The sequence below is a fragment of the Jiangella alba genome (assembly GCF_900106035.1).
GTDB lineage: Bacteria > Actinomycetota > Actinomycetes > Jiangellales > Jiangellaceae > Jiangella > Jiangella alba.
The window spans coordinates 1615018-1635486 of record NZ_FNUC01000003.1 but is presented as its reverse complement, the minus strand read 5'-3'; the positions used below and the strand labels follow the sequence as shown (position 1 = coordinate 1635486).

Below are 20469 nucleotides of genomic sequence, written 5' to 3'. Positions count from 1 at the left end.
CGCGAATCGCTATCCACAGGGCTGTGGATAACTCAGCTGAGCGGGTCGTCCGGACCGGCGGTGGGGAGGCGGAGGGCCCGCGCGTCGTGCGCGAGGATGTCGTCGCGCAGGGCCAGCAGCGACGCGGGCGTGTCGGTGCCGGCGCGGAAGAACCGGCCGCCGAGGTCGTCCAGGATGCCGTCGCCGATGGCGGCGACGAGATCGACCACGTCGGACGGGGCGGTCCAGGAGGTGCGGCCGGCGTGCATGGGCATCGCCGTGGTCATCTCGGTCTCGACGTGGCCGGGCGCGAGGTCGAAGGCGCGCACGCCCCGCGACCGGTACTGCAGGTCGAGCAGCCCGGTGAACCGCGCCAGCGCGCCCTTCGAGACGGCGTACCCGGTGTAGATCTCGGCGCTGCGAAAGCCCAGGCCGCTGTTGAGGTTGACGACGCGGCCGCCGCCACCGGCCAGCATGACCGGGAGCACGGCGTGGGTGACCAGCAGCGGGCCGCGCACGTTGACCTCGACCACGCGCCAGGTCTCCTCGACGTCGGTGTCGAGGAACGGCTGCTCGACGGCCTCGATGACGCCGGCGTTGTTGACCAGCAGGTCGATCCGGTCCAGGCCGCCGGCCAGCGCCGACACGGCCGCGGCGACGTCGTCGTGGTCGGTGACGTCGGCGGTGACGCCGACCGCCGTCGCGCCCTGCGCCCGGCATTCGGCGACGACGTCGTCGAGGCGGTTGCGGTCGCGCGCGACCAGGCCCACCGACACCCCGCGCGCCGCCAGCCCGACCGCGATGGCCCGGCCGATGCCCCGGCTGGCGCCGGTGACCAGCGCCGTCCGGGCCGCGGGCACCCCGGCGACGCTCATGTGCCGCGCAGGACCGCGCCGGTGCGCTGCGTGGCCGCGGCGACGGCGGCGTCGCGGGCGGCGGTGGTCTCGTCGACGGTGAGCGTGCGGTCGGGCGCGCGGAACCGCAGCGCGTAGGCCAGCGACTTCCTGCCGTCGCCGAGCTGCGCGCCGGTGAACACGTCGAACAGCCGCACCGACTCGAGCAGCTCACCGGCGCCGGAGCGCAGCGCGTCCTCGACGTCGGCGGCCGGGACGGCGAGGTCGACGACGAGGGCGACGTCCTGGGTGGCGACAGGGAAGGTCGGGACGGACGGGGCGCGCACGGGGTCGTCGGCGACGCCGTCGAGGCCCGCCGGGAAGAAGCGGTCCAGCTCGAGCTCCATGGCGCTCGTGCGCGGCGGCAGCCCGAGCGTCGCGACGACCCGCGGGTGCAGCTCACCGGCGTGCCCGACCAGGGTGTCGCCGACGTACAGGGCGGCGCAGCGGCCCGGGTGCCAGGGCGCGTGCTCGTCCTTCTCGACCCGCAGCGTCACGCCGGCGGACCGGGCGACGACCCGCGCGGCCTCGACGGCGTCGGCCCAGGTGGCCGGGCGTCCGGCGCCCCACCAGCCGGCCGGCTCGCGCTCACCGGCCAGCGCGACGGCGATGCGGCGCGGCTGCGACGGGACCGCGGCGAGCAACGAGGCGAGCTCGGCGTCGGTGGGCCGGCGGTCGACCGGCAGCCGCGGCGGCACCGGCAGCGGCCCCGGCGACGGCCGGAACACCAGGCCGGCCTCGTAGACGGCGACGTCGGTGGCGCCGCGGCCGACGTTGCGCCGCAGCGTGGTGAGCAGGCCGGGCAGCAGCGTCGTGCGCAGCAGCGGCTGCTCCTCGGAGATCGGGTTGGCCAGCCGCAACGCGACCCGGCGGGCGTCGTCGGCCGGGAAGCCGAGCGCGTCGAAGTCGGTCTCGCCCACGAACGGGTACGACGGCGCCTCGACGTAGCCGGCCGCGGCGACGGCCCGCTCGACCCGGCGGCGCAGCCGCTGCGACGGCGTGATGCCGCGCCCGGCCGGGGCGACCGGCAGCACCGACGGCACCGCGTCGTAGCCGTGCAGCCGGGCCACCTCCTCGACGAGGTCGTACGGGTCGGTGAGGTCGGGCCGCCACGTCGGCGGGGTGACGGCGATGCGCTGGTCCCCCGCCGGCGCCACCGCGGCGCCCACGGCCGTGAGCAGCGACGTCACCTCATCGGCCGGGTAGTCGACACCGACGACGCGCGCGGGCAGCCCGGCCGGGATCTCGATCGGGGCCGGCGCCGGAACCGCACCCGCCACCGTCAGCCCCGGCTCCTGGGTGGCCCCGCCGAGCGAGACCAGGAGGTCGGCCACCCGCTGCGCCGCCACCGCGGGCAGGGCGGGGTCGACGCCGCGCTCGAACCGCTTGGACGCCTCGCTGGGCAGCTTGTGCCGGCGCGCCGTGCGGGCGATGCCGGTGGCCTCGAAGTGCGCCGCCTCGATCACGACGGCCGTGGTGGCGGAGCTGAGCTCGGTGGACCCGCCGCCCATGACACCGGCCAGGCCGATGGGCCCGGAGTCGTCGGTGATGAGCAGGTCGTCGGGGTCGAGCGCGCGGACGGCGCCGTCGAGCGTCGTCAGCTTCTCGCCCGCCGCCGCGCGACGCACGACGATGGGCCCGCGCAGCGCGTCGCGGTCGTAGCCGTGGATCGGCTGGCCCAGCTCGAGCATGACGAAGTTGGTGATGTCGACGGCCAGCGAGATGGGCCGCATGCCGGCCAGCTGGACGCGTCGCTGCAGCCACCGCGGGCTCGGCGCGGCGGGGTCGAAGCCGGTGACCGTGCGGGCGGCGAACACCGGACACCGCTCGGCGTCCTCGACCCGCACCGGGTAGCCGTCGTCGCCGATGGTGTCGACGTCGTCGCGCACGCCCGGGTCCCCGGGGTCGTTGTACGGCACCCCGTAGGCGGTGGCCGCCTCGCGGGCCACGCCGCGCACGGACAGGCAGTAGCCGCGGTCGGGCGTGACGGCGATGTCGAGGACGTCGTCGCGCAGGTGCAGCAGCTCGACGGCGTCGGCCCCCGGCTCGGCCTCGCCGGCGCCCAGCACGAGGATGCCGGCGTGGTCGTCGCCGATGCCCAGCTCGCGGACCGAGCAGATCATGCCGTCGGACACGTGGCCGTACGTCTTGCGCGCGGAGATGGCGAACCCGCCGGGCAGCACGGCGCCGGGCAGCGACACGACGACGAGGTCGCCCACGGCGAAGTTGTGCGCGCCGCAGACGATGCCGCGCGGCTCGGCCTCGCCGACGTCGACCGAGCACCAGCGGATGGTCTTGCCGTTCTTCTGCGGCTCGTCGGTGAACTCGAGCACGCGGCCGACGACCAGCGGGCCGGTGATGTCGGCGCCGGCTTCGTCGACGGTCTCGACCTCGAGGCCGGCCCGGATCAGCCGGGCCGCGACGTCGCGCGCGCTGACGTCGTCGGGCAGCGGCGCGTAGTCGCGCAGCCAGCTCAGGGGGACGCGCATCAGATCTCCATCCCGAAGGCCGCGGCGAACCGGACGTCGCCCTCGACCATGTCGTGCATGTCCTCGACGCCGTGCCGGAACATCAGCGTGCGCTCCAGGCCCATGCCGAACGCGAAGCCGGTGTACCGCTCGGGGTCGATGCCGCAGGCCACCAGCACCCGCGGGTTGACCATGCCGCAGCCGCCCCACTCGATCCAGCCCTCGGACCCGCAGGTGCGGCACGGGTGGTCGGGGTCGCCGACGGACGCGCCGCGGCAGACGAAGCACTGGAGGTCCATCTCGGCGCTGGGCTCGGTGAACGGGAAGTACGACGGGCGCAGCCGGGTGGTGATGCCGTCGCCGAACATCGACGACGCGAAGTGGTCGAGGGTGCCCTTGAGGTGCGCCATGGTGAGGCCCTCGTCGACGGCCAGCCCTTCGACCTGGCTGAACACCGGCGTGTGCGTGGCGTCGAGCTCGTCGGTGCGGAACGTGCGGCCCGGGCAGATGACGTAGATGGGCGGCGTGCGGCTGAGCATGGACCGCGCCTGGACCGGCGACGTGTGCGTGCGCAGCACCAGCCCGGAGTCCTCGTTCTCGACGAAGAAGGTGTCCTGCATGGTGCGCGCCGGGTGGTCGGGGCCGATGTTGAGCGCGTCGAAGTTCAGCCACTCGGCCTCGACCTCGGGGCCTTCGGCGACCTCCCAGCCCATGGCGACGAAGACGTCGCCGACCCGCTCCTGGATGGTCGTCAGCGGGTGCCGGGCGCCCCGCGGCGCGCGGTCCCACGGCAGCGTGACGTCGACGGCCTCGTCGACGAGGACGCGTTCGTCGCGCTCGGCCTCGAGCACCGCCTGGCGCTCGGCCAGCGCCGTCGCGACGTCGCGGCGGGCGGTGCCGACCCGCTGGCCGGCCTCCTTGCGCGCCTGCGGCGGCAACGCGCCGATCTCGCGGTTGGCCAGCGCCAGCGGGGACCGGTCGCCGGTGTGCGCGAGCCGGGCCTCCTTCAGCGCGTCGAGGTCGCCGGCGGCGGCGAACGCGGCGAGGGCGTCGGACACCATCGCCGCCACCTGATCGGCGTCGAGCGGGGTCACCTGGACTGGGTCGTAGTCGCTGTTGGGCGCGGACATGTTCCTCGTCTACTCACGCGGGGCTCGCAACCCCGCGAGTCTACGCGGCTGACGGTCACACCGGGGCGAGCGGGCGGTGCGGCCCGTCGGGCGGTTCGACGGCGATCGGGTCGCCCGGCCGCACCTCCCCGCCGACCAGCACGATCGCCATGATCCCGGCCCGCCGGACGATCTCACCGTCCGCGTCGCGCCCGACGACCTGCCGCAGCAGGCCGGGCCGGAAGTCGTCGATCTGGTAGCAGGGGTTGCGCAGCCCGGTGACCTCGACGACGGCCTCGGCGCCCAGCCGCAGCAGCGTCCCCGCCGGCAGGCCGAGCAGGTCGACGCCGCGGGTGGTGACGTTCTCGCCGAGGTCGCCGGCGCCGACGTCGAACCCGGACCCCGTCAGCTCGTCGTGCAGTTCCGCGTGCATGAGGTGGACCTGGCGCAGGTTCGGCTGGCTGGGGTCGCGCCGCACCCGGGACCGGTGCTTCACCGTCGTCCCGGAGTGCGCGTCGCCGTCGACGCCGAGGCCGGCCAGCAGCGCGATGGCCGGCCGGTTCGGCTTGCCGAAGCTGTGCGTGGGGCTGGAGCTGACCGCGGTGACCTGCGCCATCAGTGCTCGTGACCGCCGTGGCCGTGGCCGTGACCGTCCTGCTCCTCGTCGGGGACGAGGTGCGGCGGGAAGCCGCCGGTCGCGATGGGGCCCCACCGCTGCGGCGTGATGCGCAGCAGCGACTTGCCCTGCCGGTGCATGGCCTCGCGGTAGCCGTCCCAGTCCTCGTGCTCGCCGGCGACGTTGCGGTAGTACTCGATCAGCGGCTCGACGGAGTCGGGCAGGTCGATGATCTCGGCCGGCCCGTCGACCTGCACCCACGCGCCGCCGAAGTCGTCGGAGAGCACGACGATGCTGGCGGTCGGGCGCTGGCGGACGTTGTTCGCCTTGGCGCGGTCGGGATAGGTGGACACGACGATGCGCCCGGAGTCGTCGACGCCGCAGGTGACCGGCGAGGCCTGCGGGCCGCCGTCGGCGCGGGTGGTGATGACGATGCCGTGGTGGCGCGGCCGGACGAACTCGAGCAGCCCGGCGAGATCGACGGTGGTGTTCGTGGCGATGTTCGGCATGGGGCCACCTTAAGAGGATTGCGTAGTCTCAGCGCATGCTCACCGACGTCGAACTGCGGGTCGTCCTGCCCAACGAGTCGCCCGCCATGGAGCCGGCCCGGCTGACCGAGCTCGCGGCCGGCGCCGAGCGGCTCGGCTACGGCGCCGTCCTGCTGCCCGACCACCTGCTGCCGCCGTCGCCGTACGGCCCCGAGTACGGCGGGGTCTACGAGCCGCTGACCACACTGGCGTTCCTCGCGGCGGCGACGCAGCGCATCGGACTCGGGATGTCGGTGCTGGTGCTGCCGCTGCGCGAGCCGTTCCTCGTCGCCAAGCAGGCCGCAACCGTGCACCGGCTGTCCGGCGGGCGGCTGACGCTCACCGTCGGGGCGGGGTGGGTGCGGTCCGAGTTCGACGCCGCCCGGGCCGACTACGCGAGCCGCGGCGGCTACGTCGAGGACGCGTTGCGGCTGGTCCGGACCCTGTTCTCCGGCGCCACCTCGTACGACGACGAGCGGTTCGGGTACGAGCAGGGCGTGTTCGAGCCGCGGCCGCTGACGCCGCTGCCGATCGCCGTCGGCGGCACGACCGACGCGGCGCTGCGCCGGGCCGCGGCGGTGGCCGACGAGTGGCACGCGTTCGCCCTCGACGCCGACGGGTTCGCGTCGCGGCTGGCGGTGCTGCGGTCGCTGCGCGAGGCCGGGCCGCTGGCCGGGCAGCCGCTGCGGGCGGGCACCCGCATCGAATGGGCCGGCGGGCGGTCGTCGCTCGCGGCGGCCGTCGACTCGGTGCACGCCCTCACCGCGGCCGGCGCCGACTCCGTCGCCGTCTGGTTCGGCGACGAGGACGGCTTCGGCGAGCGGATGGAGGAGTTCGCGGCCGCCTTCGCGTGACGCATGCCGCCGGCCTGGCCGGCCCGAACCCGGTCACGCGCCGGGCAGCCCGCTCGCCGGGCGCCTGTTCGCCGGCCGCTCGGCCACGTCGTTCGTAGGCGGTACGTAGACCCCTCCCGGCCCGGGTGGGGCCCACCCTACGGGCGGGCACCGACAACGTCGGCTCGAACCGCGACACCTCGTGATCAGGACGGCCACCGACGGAGTAACGCGCCGGGCCGCCCCTTCGCCGGGCGCCTGCTCGCCCGGCGCCTGTTCGCCAGCCGCTCGGCCACGTCATTCTGGGGCGGTACGTAGACCCCTCCCGGCCCGGGTGGGGCCCACCCTACGGGCGGGCACCGACAACTTCGGCTGATCGAAGCTCGTCCAGATCGGCGCCCCAGCCCACGCCACACAGCCCGAGCAGGACTTCCTTCGTCAGTGGCACACCGACGAGGCGGCGTAGCGCGAGATCGACCGCCTCGCCCTTGGTCGCGACTCCATATCGCCGCATGACCTCGCCGACAAGCTCGTCGTCGACGTCAATGGTGGTGCGCGTCATGCACCCGAGCATGCCCTATCGCGCGGCGCGGCGGCGGGCGCGAGCGGAACCGTAGAGGCAGACGGCGGCGGCGGTGGCGAGGTTGAGGCTCTCGGCGCGGCCGTAGATCGGGACCCGGACGACGTGGTCGGCGAGCGCGGCGACGTCGTCAGGCAGGCCCCACGCCTCGTTGCCGAACAGCCACGCCACCGGGCCGGCCAGCAGGCCGTCGTCCTCGGCGCCGTCGAGGTCGAGCGAGCCGGCGCCGTCTGCCGCCAGCACCGTCAGCCCGCGCTCGCGCAGCGCCGCCACCGCGTCGGCCGCCGGCACGCCGGACACCACCGGCAGGTGGAACACGCTGCCCGCCGACGCGCGCACCGCCTTGCCGCCCTGCGGGTCGGCCGAGCCGTGGGTGAGCACGACCGCGTCGGCCCCGGCCGCGTCGGCGCAGCGGACGACCGTGCCTGCGTTGCCCGGGTCGCGGGCCTCGGCGAGGACGGCGACCAGCCGCGGCTCCCCCGTCAGCGCGTTGCCGAGGTCCACCGTCAGGGACCGGCACACGGCGACCAGCCCCTGCGGCGTCACGGTCTCCGACAGCGCCGCCAGCGCGGCGTCGCCGGCCGCGTGCACGGGGATGCCGGCGTCGTCGGCGGCCGCCACGATCGGCGCCCACCGGGCCGCCGCGTCCGCCGTCGCGAACAGCTCCACCACCCGGCCCGGCCCGGCGGCGACCGCCTCACGGACCGCCTGCGGGCCCTCGGCGAGGAACAACCCCGCCTTCTCGCGGGCGGACCGGCGCAGCAGCTTGTGCGCCTCGCGCACCCGGCCGGACCGTTCGGTCAGCATGGGTCTCCAGGATCCTTCCGGTGATCATGATCCCTGGCGGTCACCCTGCGACCGCCAGAGCACATCATCACCGGAACAGACGAAGACCGGGCCTGCCGACGCAGGCCCGGTCTCGGCAAACGAACGGTCGACGCTCAGGCCGCCGGCGCGTTGCGGTCGGCGGGCAGCGCCGCGCGCGCGACCTCGACCAGGGCCTTGAAGGCGCCCGGGTCGTTGACCGCGAGGTCGGCGAGCATCTTGCGGTCGACGTCGACCTCGGCCAGCCGCAGGCCCTGGATGAAGCGGTTGTACGTCAGGCCCTCGGCGCGGGACGCCGCGTTGATGCGGGTGATCCACAGCTGCCGGAAGTCGCCCTTGCGCTGCTTGCGGTCGCGGTAGGCGTAGACGAGCGAGTGGGTGACCTGCTCCTTCGCCTTCCGGTACATCCGGGACCGCTGACCCCGGTAGCCGCTGGCCCGCTCGAGGGTCTCACGGCGCTTCTTGTGGGCGTTGGCCGCCCGCTTCACGCGTGCCACTGGTACTCCTTGCTGAGTTCGGCCACACCGGCCGAAGGGTGAACTGGACGGTCGCCGCTTACTTGCCGAGCAGCTTCTTGATGCGGGGCGCGTCGGCCTTGGACACCTCGGTGGTGCCGGCGAGCTTCCGCGTCAGGGTGGACGGCTTGTGCTCCAGGTAGTGGCGACGGTTCGCCTTCTGGCGCAGCACCTTCCCGCTTCCGGTGATCCGGAACCGCTTGCTCGTGCCGCTGTGCGTCTTGTTCTTCGGCATGGCGCCGTCTGTCTCCTCGTCAGTCTTCGTTGTCGGGGGTCGGCCGGACGGCCTCTCCCCGCTCGGCCTTCTCGGCCTCGGCCGCTGCCCGGCTCGCCGCGCGCTCGGCCTTCTCGGCCTCCTCGTCGGCGTGCCGCTGTGCCTGCCGCTCGACCTTCGCCGCTTCCTTCTCGGCCTTGGCGTCGGCCTTCTTGCGATGCGGCCCCAGCACCATGATCATGTTGCGGCCGTCCTGCTTCGGCGACGATTCGACGAAGCCAAGCTCGTTGACGTCCTCGGCCAGGCGCTGCAGCAGCCGGAAGCCCAACTCCGGACGCGACTGCTCACGGCCGCGGAACATGATGGTGACCTTGACCTTGTCACCCTCGGCCAGGAAGCGCTCGACCGCGCGCTTCTTGGTCTCGTAGTCGTGCTTGTCGATCTTGGGGCGGAGCTTCTGCTCCTTGATCAGGACGTGCGACTGGTTCCGGCGAGCCGCGCGCTCCTTCATGGCGGACTCGTACTTGAACTTGCCGTAGTCCATGAGCTTGGCCACCGGCGGCCGGGCGCCGGGCGCGACCTCGACCAGGTCGAGATCGGCCTCCGCCGCAAGCCGGAGCGCATCCTCGATGCGGACGATGCCGACCTGCTCACCGTTGGGGCCGACGAGCCGGACCTCCGAAACGCGGATCCGGTCGTTGATGCGGGGCTCTGCGCTGATGCCTTCCTCCTGAATTCGACGGGGTGGTGCCTCGACCACGCCGCGGAAACACGAATGGCCTCCGCGAACGTGCATCGCAGAGGCCAAACCCATCGGCGTCGCGGCACATTCCTGAGCCACGACCACAAGGGCGCCCAATGGACGCCCTGACCAGGGAACCCGACGATCTGTGCGATCGTTGCGGGTGGGAGCGGACTCCGCTTGCTGGCCGCCCCACTCGAGGGTTCGAGTCAGACGGTCCGGTCGGTGTGAGAGCCTACCATGAATGAGCACGCCCGATCACATCGCCGCTGACGCCAGCCGCGACATCGCCGACGTTCCCGCCGTCGAGGTCATCTCCACGGCCGCCGTCCACCTCATGAGCGCCGCCGCCGTCCATCTCGGACTGGCCGAGGACCTCCCGGAGCACCGCGATCTCGACGAGGCGCGGTCGCTGATCGAGGCGCTCGCCGGCCTCATCACCGCCGCCGCCCCGTCGCTGGGGACGCACCACGCGGGGCCGTTGCGGGACGGGTTGAAGACGCTGCAGCTGGCCTTCCGCGAGACGTCGCCGATGCCTGACGCCGTTGGCGAGGGGCCTGGGGAGAAGTACACGGGGCCGGTGTACTCGTAGGCCTGTCCGGGGTTCACCGGGCTCGGGTTGGCTGGGTCTGCCGCGTGGGCCTGCCCCCTGCTGCTCTCGATGGTCGGGGGCGCGGGTGGCCGCCTCAAGCGGACCTCTATTGGGGCGCTTCGCGCGGCGGCGGACCGCTTGACCCGGCCGCCCGCGCCCCCGTTCAAGCAGCGTCAGGGGGCCGGCCGAAAGATGGGCCCGGCTCTCACCTCTGCTGAGGTGCGGGTCCGCTGGCCTCTCGCCCTCGCTGGGTGGGGTTCGGCTACCGACTCCGCTGTTGGTCCCGGTCCGCTGGCCGCTCACTGGCCGCTTCGGATGTGGCGACCGGCTCCGCTCGGCTTGGTGTTCGCTGGCCGCTGGCGCTCCATGATCATCCAAGTTTTGGGTCGTGATAGCGCCCCAAAACTTGGACGATCATGATGCGAGCGCCGGCATCTGGCCGAGGACCGGCGACGGGCGCGGAAGTGGCGCGGATCGCTTCGCAAACGCACGTTGGGGTAGGTATGACCCGCCCCCCTAGATGAGTGAGTCCGATTGATCGTTAGTGGTCGTAGGCGATCAGGGATCGTTTGGCTTGGGTGCCGGTGTGCCAGTTGTGCCAGATCGCGGTGGCGAGGGCGAGTAGTCGTGCGGCGATGCGGGCGTGGACTCCGTTCAGGGTGCGGGCGCCGTGTTCCTCGAGGGTGAGCTGACCTTTCAGGGTGTCGAAGACGGCTTCGATCCATTGGCGGACCCGGGCCAGTTTGCCCCGTCTGGTCGGTTCGTCTTTGCGGTCGGGCCGGATCAGGTGCGCGCCCAGGCTGGTGACGAACTGGTCGAAGTCGCGCCCGGCGAACCCTTTGTCGGCGAGGATGACCTGCCCGGACGCGACGAGGTGGTGGTCGTGGTCGAGGAGCGCCCGGGCGGCGTCGCGTTCGCCGATCTTGGGGTTGGCCAGACCCCAGATGATCGGCATGCCCTCGGCGGTGGTGACCAGGTAGAGCCGGAATCCCCAGAAGAACCGCGAGTGACTGGCGCAGTAGCCGTAACCGGCGTGCCCGGCCAGGTCCGAGCGCTTCACCGTCTCCCGCGACGCCGCGCACGGCAGCGGGGTGGAATCCAGCAGCCGCAGATCGTCGTGCCAGGACGGCGTGTCCCGGGCCAGTTCGGTGATGACCGCGGCGAGCAGCCCTCCCAAGGACCGGAGTCGTTTGCCGTATCCAGACTGGCCGGGCAGGTAGGGGAACAGTCCGCCCAGCCGGGCGCGCGCAAACCGGACCCACCGCCGTTCCGACGCCACGCCGAGCAGCTGCTGCGCCACCGCCAGGGTGATCAGTTCACCGTCGGACAGCCCCGGCTTGCGGCCCGGCCGGTGATCACGCGACCACCCCAACACCGGGAAGACACGATCCTCGACATGGACATAGAGTGCGGTCAGGAGGGCGTCAAGATCATTGCTCACACACTGATCCTCGACGCCCTCCACCCATGTCTATCGACAGCGACACACCCACAAGATCAATAGGACTCACTCATCTAGGGAGGGTGCCCACCCTACGGGCGGGCACCGACAACGCCGCGCACGACTACCGCGACAGCCGCGACGACGGCGTCGGCGGGCCGACGGCCGCCGGTGATCATCGGCGATCCATCCTGACATGACGCGGGCGACCACTGGCGGGCAGCAGGCGGAGCGGGGTCAGCCGATCAGGGCGCGCCGGACCCGGCGGCGGACGCGGCGCCAGACGCTGCCGGCGCCGCTGCCGTCACCGGTGTCGGCACGGGCGGCGGCCACCGCCGGATCGGCCTGGCCGACGCCGGGCCAGGGGCCGAGCGGACGCCAGCCGGAGGCGAGGGACCGAAGGTCGGCAGCGTCGACGGCGAACATGACGGGGCCGGCGAGGTCGATGACGAGGGCTTCGGCGCCGTCGGCGAGGGCGGCCTCGGCGGCGCTGCGGGTCGGCACCGGGGACGGGCGGGCCTCGGGGTTCCAGCGGTGCAGCGACTCGACGCAGGTGAAGGCGAGCAGCCCGCGGCGGCCGTCGCGGCCGGTGGTGAGGACCGTCGCCATGGCGGTCTCCTTCTCCGCGCCCGTGGCGTCGACCGACTCGGCGACCGCGACCACGGGGATCAGCAGCCGGCCCGCCGCCAGCGCCGCGAGCACGTCGGCGGAGCCGCCCTCGCCCCGCTCGTACGCGGCCAGCGCGGCCACGATGCGAGGGTCGGCCGCGCCGTCGTCATCGCCGAAGGGCGTGGACGGCACGCGGCGTCGGGGCACAGCGGTCACGGGCGGCGACCCTAGCCCGCCCACGCGCCCAGCGCCATCCGAGTGGCGGTATTGGTCCGCAGCAATGCCCCTAATAACGACATATCGGACGCACGCCCACGAGCGGCGACGTATCGGGCGGGTCGGATGGGCCGACCGTGTCGATCGGCTCAGGTCCTCCGGTGAACGTACACTCCCCCCGTGGACCTCTCCGTCTCCGACGCACCGGTGGGCCGTCTCCTCGACGGACGCTACCGGATCGAGGCGCTCGTCGCCCGCGGCGGAATGGCCACGGTCTACAAGGCCACGGACACCCGGCTGGACCGCCCCGTCGCGCTGAAGATCATGCACGCGGAGCTGGCCGCCGACGACGACTTCGTGGCCCGGTTCATCGGCGAGGCCAGGGCCGTCGCGCAGCTGTCCGACCCCAACGTCGTCAACGTGTTCGACCAGGGCGAGGACGACGGCGCCGTGTACCTGGCCATGGAGTACATCCACGGCCGCACGCTGCGCGACGTCCTGCACGAGCGGGGGCGGCTGGGCGCCGACCTCGCGCTCGAGGTGGCCGAGTCGGTGCTGTCGGCGCTGGCCTCGGCGCACCGGGCCGGCATCGTCCACCGTGACGTCAAGCCCGAGAACGTGCTGGTCGGCAACGACGGACGGGTGAAGGTCGCCGACTTCGGGCTGGCCCGGGCCAACAGCAGCTCGTCGAAGACGACCCGCGGCCTGCTGGGCACCGTCAGCTACATCTCCCCCGAGCAGGCGCTCGGCGAGCGGGCCACGCCGCGCTCGGACGTCTACTCCGCCGGCATCATGCTCTACGAGCTGCTCACCGGGAAGACACCGCACGAGGGCCCGACGGACTTCGTGGTGGTCCGCAGCCACATCGACGACGACGTCCCGCCGCCGTCCGAGGCGGTCCCGCTGCCGCGCGCCGTCGACGACCTCGTGCTGACGGCCACGGCGCGCGAGCCGATGGAGCGCTACGCCGACGCCAGCGCGTTCCTCAACGCCATCCGCTCCACCCGCGCGGCCATCGTCGGCGCCCCGCTGCCCGAGCCCGACGACGACCCCGAGCTCACCGCGGCGCACGCCGAGCCGCGCGACTCCGCCGGCGTCACCCTCGACGAGGCGCTGGCCGGCACCGTGCTGGCCGGCCAGGTCGGACGGGCCGAGGCGGACGAGCCGGACGAGCCGAGCCGGCCCGACGACGACGCGGACGAGCCCGGCGACGCGACCGCCGAGGACCGCTGGGCCGGCGAGGACAGCCATCCGGGCTCGACGCGCCTCATCGACGCACCGCTGTCGATCCGGTTCACCGAGGACGACACCGGCGAGGAAGCGGCCGTCGCCGCCGCGCCGACCGGCTCGCGGGCCGCCCGGCAGGCCGAGGCGCGCGCTCGCACCAGCAGCCACCGCCGCACCGAGCAGGCCCGCGGCCGCCGCGGCCTGTACCTGTTCCTGTTCGTCCTGCTGCTGGCCATCGGCGTCGCGACGGCGGCGTGGTGGTACGGGTCGGGACGGTGGGACTCGACGCCGTCGCTGCTCGGCCTCACCGCCGAGCAGGCCGAGGCGCGCGCCGACGACTCCGGGTTCAACGCGGTCAACGGCGGCGAGCAGTACTCCGAGTCGGTCGAGGCCGGACAGGTCGTGAGCACCGAACCGGCGCCCGGGGAACGGCTGCTCGGCGGCGCCGAGATCACCTACGTGCTGTCGCTCGGCCCGGAACGCTACGAGGTCCCGGAGCTGGTCGGGCAGACCGTCGACCAAGCGAACGAGCTGGCGGCGCCGCTGTCGATGACGGTCCGCGTCGAGGACGAGGTCTACCACGACGAGGTGGAGGCCGGGCTGATCCTGACCCAGAGCATCGAGCCGGGCGAGCAGGTGCGCCGCGACACCGAGGTCGTCGTCACCGTCAGCCGGGGTCCGCAGCCGCTGGAGATCGAGGACTTCACCGGCCGTTCCGGCGAAGAGGCGCAGGCCGCGCTCGCCGAGGCCGGCTTCACCGTCAACCGGCAGGAACAGACCTCCGAGGACGTCGAGGCCGGCGTGGTCATCTCGCAGGACCCCGCCACCGGCAGCGGTTTCCGTAACGACGAGATCACGATCGTCGTCTCGTCCGGGCCGGAATTGATCGAAGTTCCGAATGTGCGCGGCGAAAGAGTGGAAAAGGCCGAGGAAATCCTCCGCGAGGCGGGCTTCGTACCCGAGGCGGTCGACCTCTTCCCCGAGTTCGGCAGCAACGGCCGCGGCGACCGCGTCCAGAACCAGGAGCCCGCGGCCGGTGAGCGACTGCCGCGCGGCTCGACCGTCCGCATCATCTACTTCTGACCCGGCTCCGGCCGACCGAGGACGCACGTGACCGACGCGCTCGCCCTGCTGGGCACCCACCTCCCCGCGGCCGGGAAGCCGGCCACCGTCCCCGAGCGGGCCGCCGCCATGGGCGCGTCGTCGGTGCAGGTGTTCCTCGGCAACCCGCGCGGCTGGGCCATGACGCCCGGCGACCCGGCCACCGACGACGCCTTCCGCGCCGCCGCGGCCGAGCACGGCCTGACGGTGCTCGTGCACGCCGCGTACCTGGTCAACCTCGGCAGCCCGGTGCCCGAGACCGCGCGCCGCTCGGCCGCCGCGCTGGCCCACTCGCTGCGCCGGGCCCGCGACGTCGGCGCCGCCGGCGTCGTCGTCCACACCGGCTCCTGCGTGACGGCGGGGAACCGCGACGACGCGTTGCAGCAGGTCCGCGAGCTGCTGCTGCCGCTGCTGGACGAGCTCGACGGCGCGCCCGGCGGGCCGGAGCTGCTGCTCGAGCCGACCGCCGGCCAGGGCCAGTCGCTGTGCGCGACGATCGACGACCTCGAGCCGTACCTCGGCGCGCTCGACCACCATCCGCGGGCGCGGGTCTGCCTCGACACCTGCCATTTGTACGCGGCCGGCCACGACCTCGCGGCGTCGGGCGGCATGACGGCGATGCTGGACCGGTTCGCCGACGTCGCCGGCGCGGACCGGCTGGCGGCCGTCCACGCGAACGACTCGATGGACGGCTGCGGCTCGTTCCGCGACCGTCACCAGCGCATCGGCAAGGGGCACATCGGCGCCGCCGCGTTCGGCGAACTGCTGCACCACAAATCGGTCGCCGGATTGCCAGTGGTGCTGGAGACGCCGGGCGGCCCACCGGCTTATGCCGAAGATCTTTCGATGCTGAAGGAATTACAGCCGAGTTCCCGGAAATAACAACATGAGATGTCAAGTGACCTGATTGTGACCAACTGTCTTACTCCCCGGACAACCCTGCCGAACTAGGCTTTCGGTGCCCTACTTTCGAGTCTGGGGACGAGGCGGGAGGTTGCGTCATGGTGGTCGTGATGTCGCCCGAAGCGACACCGGAACAGATCGACGCCGTCGTGGCGCGCGTCCGCACCATCGGCGGCGAGGCGTTCGTCAGCCGCGGTGTCCAGCGCACTATCATCGGCCTCGTCGGCGACGTCGACGACTTCCGCGCACTCAACCTGCGCGGCCTGCCCGGGGTGGCCGACGTCATCGCCATCTCCACGCCGTACAAGCTGGTCAGCGTCGACCACCAGCCAGCCCGCAGCACCGTCGTCGTGGGCAGTGGCACCGGTGCGCGCCCGGTCCTCATCGGCCCCGACACCTTCACGCTGATCGCCGGGCCGTGCGCCGTCGAGTCGCTGGAGCAGACGCTCGAGGCGGCCGAGATGGCCAAGGCCGCCGGCGCCACCATGCTGCGCGGCGGCGCGTTCAAGCCGCGGGCCGCGCCGCGCGAGTTCCAGGGCCTGGGCAAGGTCGGCCTGCACATCCTGGCCGAGGTCCGCGAGGTCACCGGTCTGCCCGTCGTCACCGAGGTCATCGACCCCGGCGACGTCGACCTCGTCTGCGGGTACGCCGACATGCTGCAGGTGGGCGCGCGCAACATGCAGAACACCGCGCTGCTGCAGGCGGTCGGCCGGGCCGGCAAGCCGGTGCTGCTCAAGCGCGGCATCCAGGCCACCGTCGACGAGTGGCTCATGGCCGCCGAGTACGTCGCCCAGCGCGGCAACCTCGACATCGTGCTGTGCGAGCGCGGCATCCGCACCTTCGAGACCGCCACGGCGACGACGCTCGACATCGCGGCGGTGCCCATCGTGCAGCGGCTCTCGCACCTGCCGGTCATCGTCGACCCGTCCCATTCGGCCGGTCGGCGCGACCTCGTGCTGCCGCTGTCGCGGGCGGCCATCGCGGTCGGCGCCGACGGCATCCTCGTCGACGTCCACCCCGATCCCGAGGCGGCGCTGTGCGACGGCCCGCAGGCGCTGGCCGGCGCCGACGTCCGCGAGCTCGCGTCGACGCTGCGGCGGCTCATCCCGGCGGCGGGGCGACGGCTGGGCGACCCCTCCCCCGTCGGGCTCTAGGGTGTGACTCCCGGGTCTCGGCCGTAGCGAGCGGCGTCCAGGTGGATGCCTCGCAAGGCCGAGGAGGGAGTCATAGCGGTGCCTATGGCGACTGACGAGAACGCAGCGAGGCGCCGCCTGGACGCCGCGCAGTAGGCCACGGACCCGGGAGGCACACCCTAGGCCCTCAGCCGACCCTGACGAGTTCGGGCTCGCCGGCGGCGGCCGCCCGCTGCTGGCGCAGGTGCGCGCGGATCGAGTAGGCCAGCGCGGCCGCCCACACCATCGCGACCACCACGTACACCACGGCCCGCACCCCGCCCGGCGCGTCGACCCAGTCGCTGCGCAGGATGGTGCGGCCGTTCGTCAGCACGATCATGCCGCCGACGGCCGAGCCGAGCACCCGCGGCGGGACGATGCGCACCAGCCACGCCGCGATCGGCGCGGCGAGCACGCCGCCGGCCAGCAGCACGCCCACCCACGCGAAGTCGATGTTCTCGGTGCCGAGGCCGATCAGGAAGCCCACGCTCGCCGCCACCGCCACGAGGAACTCGCTGGTGTCGATGGAGCCGATCACCTTCCGCGGCTCCATGCGGCCGCTGGCCAGGATCGCCGGCGTGCCGACCGGGCCCCAGCCACCGCCGCCGGTCGAGTCGACGAACCCGGCGACCAGTCCGAGCGGCGTGAGGAACCGGCGGCCGAGCGGCTTCGGGTCGCGGCGGACGGGCAGGCCGCGCAGCGTGAACCGCACCAGCAGGTAGACGCCGAGCGTCAGCAGGATCAGCGACATCACCGGCGCGGCGGCCTCGGTGGACAGGCTCGACAGGAACGTCGCGCCGGCGAACGCGCCGACGGCGCCGGGCACCCCGATCTTCGCGACGACCTTCCAGTCGACGTTGCCGAACCGCCAATGCGACAGGCCGGAGACCAGCGTGGTGCCGATCTCAGCCAGGTGGACGGTGGCCGACGCCGCCGCGGGATTCGCCGTGACGGCGAGCAGCAGCGTGCTGGAGGTGACGCCGTACGCCATGCCGAGGCTGCCGTCGACGAGCTGGGCGGCGAAACCGACCAAGCCCAGCAGGACGAGGGTACGCACCCGGCTGCCTCCCAACCACCTAACCCGTCAGAACTATAGGAATAGTCGCCTAGGTCGGGAATGTGGTCAACAGATGGACGGCGACGTCTCGCAGTGCGGACGGGCGCAGGCGCAGGGACCCCCGCTCGAACGCTCCGGGATGCCGCCGACGGGCAGCGCGTGGGCGTCAGTCGCGGAGCAGGTCGGACAGGACGCCGGCCGCTCGTTTGGCGTCCTCGGCGCTGACGTCGAGGTGGGTGATGAGCCGCACGAGGCCGGGGCCGACAGTGCCGGTGAGGATGCCGGCGTCGGCCGCCGCCGCCACGAGGGCCGCCGCCCGGTCACCCACGTCGAGGATGACGACGTTGGTCTCGACGGCGGAGAGGTCCACCGCGGCGGGGTCGACGGTCGCCACGGCCTCGGCGATGAGGCGGGCGTTCGCGTGGTCGTCGGCCAGGCGGTCGACGTGGTGGTCGAGGGCGTGGAGGCCGGCGGCCGCGAGCACGCCGGCCTGCCGCCAGCCGGCCCCGAGCCGCTTGCGCCACACCCGCGCCTCCGCGATCGCCGCCGCCGGCCCGGCCAGGACCGAACCGACCGGCGCGCCCAGACCCTTGGACAGGCAGACGGCGACGGTGTCGAAGAGGCGGCCGTAGTCGGCCAGCGGCACGCCGGTCGCGACATGCGCGTTCCAGAGCCGCGCGCCGTCGAGGTGCAGCCGCACCCCGACCGGGTCGACCAGCGACCGCAGCGCACGCAGCGAGTCCAGCGGCTGCACCGTGCCGCCGGCGAAGTTGTGGGTGTTCTCGACCGCGACCGCCGCCGTCGACACCAGGTACGGCCCCGCGTCGGGCGTCATGAGGCGGCGGACGGCGTCGAGGTCGACGTGGCCGCGGGGGTCGGCCCAGGTGCGCGTGGTGACGCCCTGCGTGACGGCATGGGCGCCCAGCTCGGCGCGGACGACGTGCGCCCGCTCTTCGCACAGCAGTTCCTGCCCCGGCGCGACCAGCGACCGCACCCCCAGCACGTTCGCCAGCGACCCGCTGACGGTGAACAGGCCGGCCTCGTGCCCGAGCAGCCCGGCGACCCGCTCCTCGAGCGCACGCACGGTGGGGTCCTCCGCGTAGACGTCGTCGCCGGTCTCGGCGGTGGACATCGCGGCCAGCATGGCGGCGGTGGGCCGGGTGACAGTGTCACTGCGCAGGTCGATCACGTCGCCACTCTAGAGCGCGGTTCCCACGATGCGGATGGCCGGTTGCTTTCCCACAAGGCCCATAGGAAATTAGGGGACGTGCCCAGGCTGCTGCTCACCCAGCGACGCGCCGTCGATCTGATGCGCGTCGCCAGCCAGCTCTGTCACTGACTCCCGCACCCCCGCACCTCGTTCGGCCCATCCCCCGGGAGTCACCCATGTCCTTGTCGCATCCCGCTGACACCGGCGAGGCGCCCATCGCCCTCGCGCAGCCGGGGTTCCACCTCGACCACGCCGCCCGGATCGCCGTGGTCGACGGGTGGGCGGTGGCGCTGACGTTCCGCGAGTTCGAGCTGCTCGCCTACCTGATCGAGAACCAGCGCCGCGCGATCACCCGGCCCGAGCTGATCGGCCAGGTCTGGCCGCTGGGCACGCAGGCCGGCAGCCGCACCGTCGACGTCCACATCAGGCGGTTGCGGGTGAAGCTCGGCCGGCACGGACGGCGGATCCGCACGCTCCGCGGCCACGGCTACCGGCTGGACTGACCACTATCTGGGCAAATCTCGCTCGACATGCGAGACTCGCTCTATTGTCCACTAATCCACCGTGATTACTATGATCCGACCGATCCGAGGGGCACCACACTCATGAACACCCGAACCAGAGCAGCGGCGACCGCGATCGTCCTCACCGGCGGCCTGGTGCTCGCGGCCTGCGGGGGCGACGACGCCGACGCGGCGTCGGGCGAGGAGACGACGCTGTCGATCGTGGGCTTCGCGGTCCCCGAGGCGGCCAACGTCGCGATCGCCGAGGAGTGGAGCCAGACCGACGAGGGCGCCGGCGTGCGCTTCCGCAGCTCTTACGGCGCCTCCGGCGACCAGAGCCGGGCGGTCGAGTCCGGCCTCGAGGCCGACTACGTCCACTTCTCCGTCACCAGCGACGTCACCCGGCTGGTCGACGCCGGCCTGGTGGACGAGACCTGGGACGACGGCCCGACGAAGGGCGTGGTGTCGTCGTCGGTGGTCGTGCTGGCGGTCCGGCCCGGCAACCCGGAGAACATCCAGGACTGGGACGACATCGTGCAGCCGGGCGTCGAGATCGTCACGCCGAACCCGGCGTCGTCCGGCGCGGCCCGCTGGAACGCGCTGGCCGCCTGGGGGCACGTCGCGGCGAACGGCGGCACCGACGCCGAGGCCGAGGAGTTCCTCCGCCAGGTGTTCGCGAACGTCGTCGCGCTGCCCAACAGCGGCCGCGACGCCACCACCAGCTTCCTCGGTGGCACCGGCGACGTGCTGCTGGCCTACGAGAACGAGGCGATCCTCGCCACCCAGAACGGCGAGGAGCTGGACTGGGTCATCCCCGAGACCACCCTCCTCATCGAGAACCCGGGCGCGGTGCTCAGCGACGCCGACCCGAAGGCGCAGGAATGGCTGGACTTCGTGCTCAGCGAGGCCGGCCAGCGCCAGTTCGCGCTGAAGGGCTTCCGTCCGATCATCGACGGCGTCGACACCAGCGGCGTCGAGGGCGCGCTGGACCCGGACGACCCGTTCCCGGCGCCCGCGCACCTGCTCACCGTCGAGAACGACTTCGAGAGCTGGAGCGCGCTGTCCGACAAGTTCTTCGACGAGGAGAACGGCATCATCACCCGGATCATCGCCGAGTCCGGGAAGGCGCAGTGAGCT

21 protein-coding genes are annotated in these 20469 nt (G+C 73.1%); 7 read left to right on the top strand and 14 right to left on the bottom strand.

Annotated elements, in window-relative coordinates; all coding sequences use genetic code 11:
- Window positions 1-32: 32 nt before the first annotated feature.
- Genes BLV02_RS10015 through BLV02_RS09995 form a run of 5 tightly spaced genes read right to left on the bottom strand, consistent with a single transcriptional unit; the run spans window position 33 to window position 5574 of the window.
- Complete coding sequence (locus tag BLV02_RS10015; protein ID WP_069115449.1) at window positions 33-854, bottom strand: SDR family NAD(P)-dependent oxidoreductase; 822 nt, start codon at window positions 852-854, stop codon at window positions 33-35.
- Entirely contained in the window at window positions 851-3361 is a 2511-nt protein-coding gene (gene pheT, locus BLV02_RS10010; protein WP_069115450.1) for a phenylalanine--tRNA ligase subunit beta, read from the bottom strand. The genes BLV02_RS10015 and pheT overlap by 4 nt, the downstream gene beginning before the upstream one ends.
- Window positions 3361-4470: a phenylalanine--tRNA ligase subunit alpha gene (gene pheS, locus BLV02_RS10005; RefSeq protein WP_069115451.1), complete on the bottom strand. Its 1110-nt coding sequence runs from the start codon at window positions 4468-4470 to the stop codon at window positions 3361-3363. The genes pheT and pheS overlap by 1 nt, the downstream gene beginning before the upstream one ends.
- Window positions 4471-4525: 55 nt before the next feature.
- Window positions 4526-5065 carry an MOSC domain-containing protein gene (locus BLV02_RS10000; protein ID WP_069115452.1) on the bottom strand — a complete coding sequence of 180 codons (540 nt, stop codon included), beginning with the start codon at window positions 5063-5065 and terminating at the stop codon, window positions 4526-4528.
- Window positions 5065-5574: a PPOX class F420-dependent oxidoreductase gene (locus tag BLV02_RS09995; RefSeq protein ID WP_069115453.1), complete on the bottom strand. Its 510-nt coding sequence runs from the start codon at window positions 5572-5574 to the stop codon at window positions 5065-5067. The genes BLV02_RS10000 and BLV02_RS09995 overlap by 1 nt, the downstream gene beginning before the upstream one ends.
- A 35-nt stretch (window positions 5575-5609) precedes the next feature.
- Here BLV02_RS09995 and BLV02_RS09990 point away from each other — a divergent pair, with 35 nt between their 5' ends.
- Window positions 5610-6446, top strand: a complete 837-nt coding sequence (locus tag BLV02_RS09990; RefSeq protein WP_069115454.1) for a TIGR03619 family F420-dependent LLM class oxidoreductase — start codon at window positions 5610-5612, stop codon at window positions 6444-6446.
- Window positions 6447-6771: 325 nt separating this feature from the next.
- On the opposite strand, the gene BLV02_RS09985 is transcribed toward BLV02_RS09990, so the two are convergent.
- The 5 genes from BLV02_RS09985 to infC all read right to left on the bottom strand — a co-directional run bounded on the left by BLV02_RS09985 (window position 6772) and on the right by infC (window position 9319).
- Window positions 6772-6987, bottom strand: a complete 216-nt coding sequence (locus BLV02_RS09985; RefSeq protein WP_074946453.1) for a type II toxin-antitoxin system VapB family antitoxin — start codon at window positions 6985-6987, stop codon at window positions 6772-6774.
- 15 nt (window positions 6988-7002) lie between these two features.
- The gene (locus tag BLV02_RS09980; RefSeq protein WP_069115456.1) at window positions 7003-7812 is read right to left on the bottom strand and encodes a TrmH family RNA methyltransferase; all 810 of its coding nucleotides are present in this window, start codon (window positions 7810-7812) and stop codon (window positions 7003-7005) included.
- Between the two features lie 134 nt (window positions 7813-7946).
- A complete protein-coding gene (rplT, locus tag BLV02_RS09975; protein WP_069115457.1) occupies window positions 7947-8327 on the bottom strand; it encodes a 50S ribosomal protein L20 in 381 nt (126 codons plus the stop codon).
- Window positions 8328-8385: 58 nt separating this feature from the next.
- Window positions 8386-8580: a 50S ribosomal protein L35 gene (rpmI, locus tag BLV02_RS09970; protein WP_069115458.1), complete on the bottom strand. Its 195-nt coding sequence runs from the start codon at window positions 8578-8580 to the stop codon at window positions 8386-8388.
- A 19-nt stretch (window positions 8581-8599) separates the two neighbouring features.
- Window positions 8600-9319 (bottom strand): translation initiation factor IF-3, encoded by a 720-nt coding sequence (infC, locus tag BLV02_RS09965; protein WP_069115459.1) that lies wholly within the window; start codon window positions 9317-9319, stop codon window positions 8600-8602.
- Between the two features lie 226 nt (window positions 9320-9545).
- On the opposite strand from infC, the gene BLV02_RS09960 reads away from it, so the two are divergent.
- The gene (locus tag BLV02_RS09960) at window positions 9546-9893 is read left to right on the top strand and encodes a DUF1844 domain-containing protein (RefSeq protein WP_069115460.1); all 348 of its coding nucleotides are present in this window, start codon (window positions 9546-9548) and stop codon (window positions 9891-9893) included.
- A 541-nt stretch (window positions 9894-10434) separates the two neighbouring features.
- On the opposite strand, the gene BLV02_RS09955 is transcribed toward BLV02_RS09960, so the two are convergent.
- Both BLV02_RS09955 and BLV02_RS36435 read right to left on the bottom strand, forming a co-directional pair.
- A complete protein-coding gene (locus BLV02_RS09955) occupies window positions 10435-11334 on the bottom strand; it encodes an IS982 family transposase (RefSeq protein WP_074946149.1) in 900 nt (299 codons plus the stop codon).
- 237 nt (window positions 11335-11571) lie between these two features.
- Window positions 11572-12159, bottom strand: coding sequence for an SseB family protein (locus BLV02_RS36435; RefSeq protein WP_171906919.1), 588 nt, complete (start codon window positions 12157-12159; stop codon window positions 11572-11574).
- A 180-nt stretch (window positions 12160-12339) separates the two neighbouring features.
- Here BLV02_RS36435 and pknB point away from each other — a divergent pair, with 180 nt between their 5' ends.
- The 3 genes from pknB (at window position 12340) to aroF (ending at window position 16544) form a co-directional block, all read left to right on the top strand.
- Window positions 12340-14469, top strand: coding sequence for a Stk1 family PASTA domain-containing Ser/Thr kinase (gene pknB, locus BLV02_RS09945; RefSeq protein ID WP_069115314.1), 2130 nt, complete (start codon window positions 12340-12342; stop codon window positions 14467-14469).
- Window positions 14470-14496: 27 nt separating this feature from the next.
- On the top strand, window positions 14497-15369 hold the full coding sequence (locus BLV02_RS09940; RefSeq protein ID WP_069115313.1) for a deoxyribonuclease IV: 873 nt from the start codon (window positions 14497-14499) through the stop codon (window positions 15367-15369).
- Between the two features lie 119 nt (window positions 15370-15488).
- Window positions 15489-16544 (top strand): 3-deoxy-7-phosphoheptulonate synthase, encoded by a 1056-nt coding sequence (gene aroF / locus BLV02_RS09935; RefSeq protein WP_069115312.1) that lies wholly within the window; start codon window positions 15489-15491, stop codon window positions 16542-16544.
- Window positions 16545-16710: 166 nt separating this feature from the next.
- Here the strand turns inward: aroF and BLV02_RS09930 are convergent, their stop codons facing one another.
- Both BLV02_RS09930 and BLV02_RS09925 read right to left on the bottom strand, forming a co-directional pair.
- On the bottom strand, window positions 16711-17619 hold the full coding sequence (locus BLV02_RS09930) for a sulfite exporter TauE/SafE family protein (RefSeq protein ID WP_069115311.1): 909 nt from the start codon (window positions 17617-17619) through the stop codon (window positions 16711-16713).
- Window positions 17620-17785: 166 nt separating this feature from the next.
- Complete coding sequence (locus BLV02_RS09925; RefSeq protein WP_069115310.1) at window positions 17786-18808, bottom strand: threonine aldolase family protein; 1023 nt, start codon at window positions 18806-18808, stop codon at window positions 17786-17788.
- A 197-nt stretch (window positions 18809-19005) separates the two neighbouring features.
- Here BLV02_RS09925 and BLV02_RS09920 point away from each other — a divergent pair, with 197 nt between their 5' ends.
- Both BLV02_RS09920 and BLV02_RS09915 read left to right on the top strand, forming a co-directional pair.
- A complete protein-coding gene (locus BLV02_RS09920) occupies window positions 19006-19332 on the top strand; it encodes a winged helix-turn-helix domain-containing protein (protein ID WP_069115309.1) in 327 nt (108 codons plus the stop codon).
- A gap of 102 nt (window positions 19333-19434) precedes the next feature.
- Window positions 19435-20466: a sulfate ABC transporter substrate-binding protein gene (locus BLV02_RS09915; RefSeq protein WP_069115308.1), complete on the top strand. Its 1032-nt coding sequence runs from the start codon at window positions 19435-19437 to the stop codon at window positions 20464-20466.
- Window positions 20467-20469: the final 3 nt, after the last annotated feature.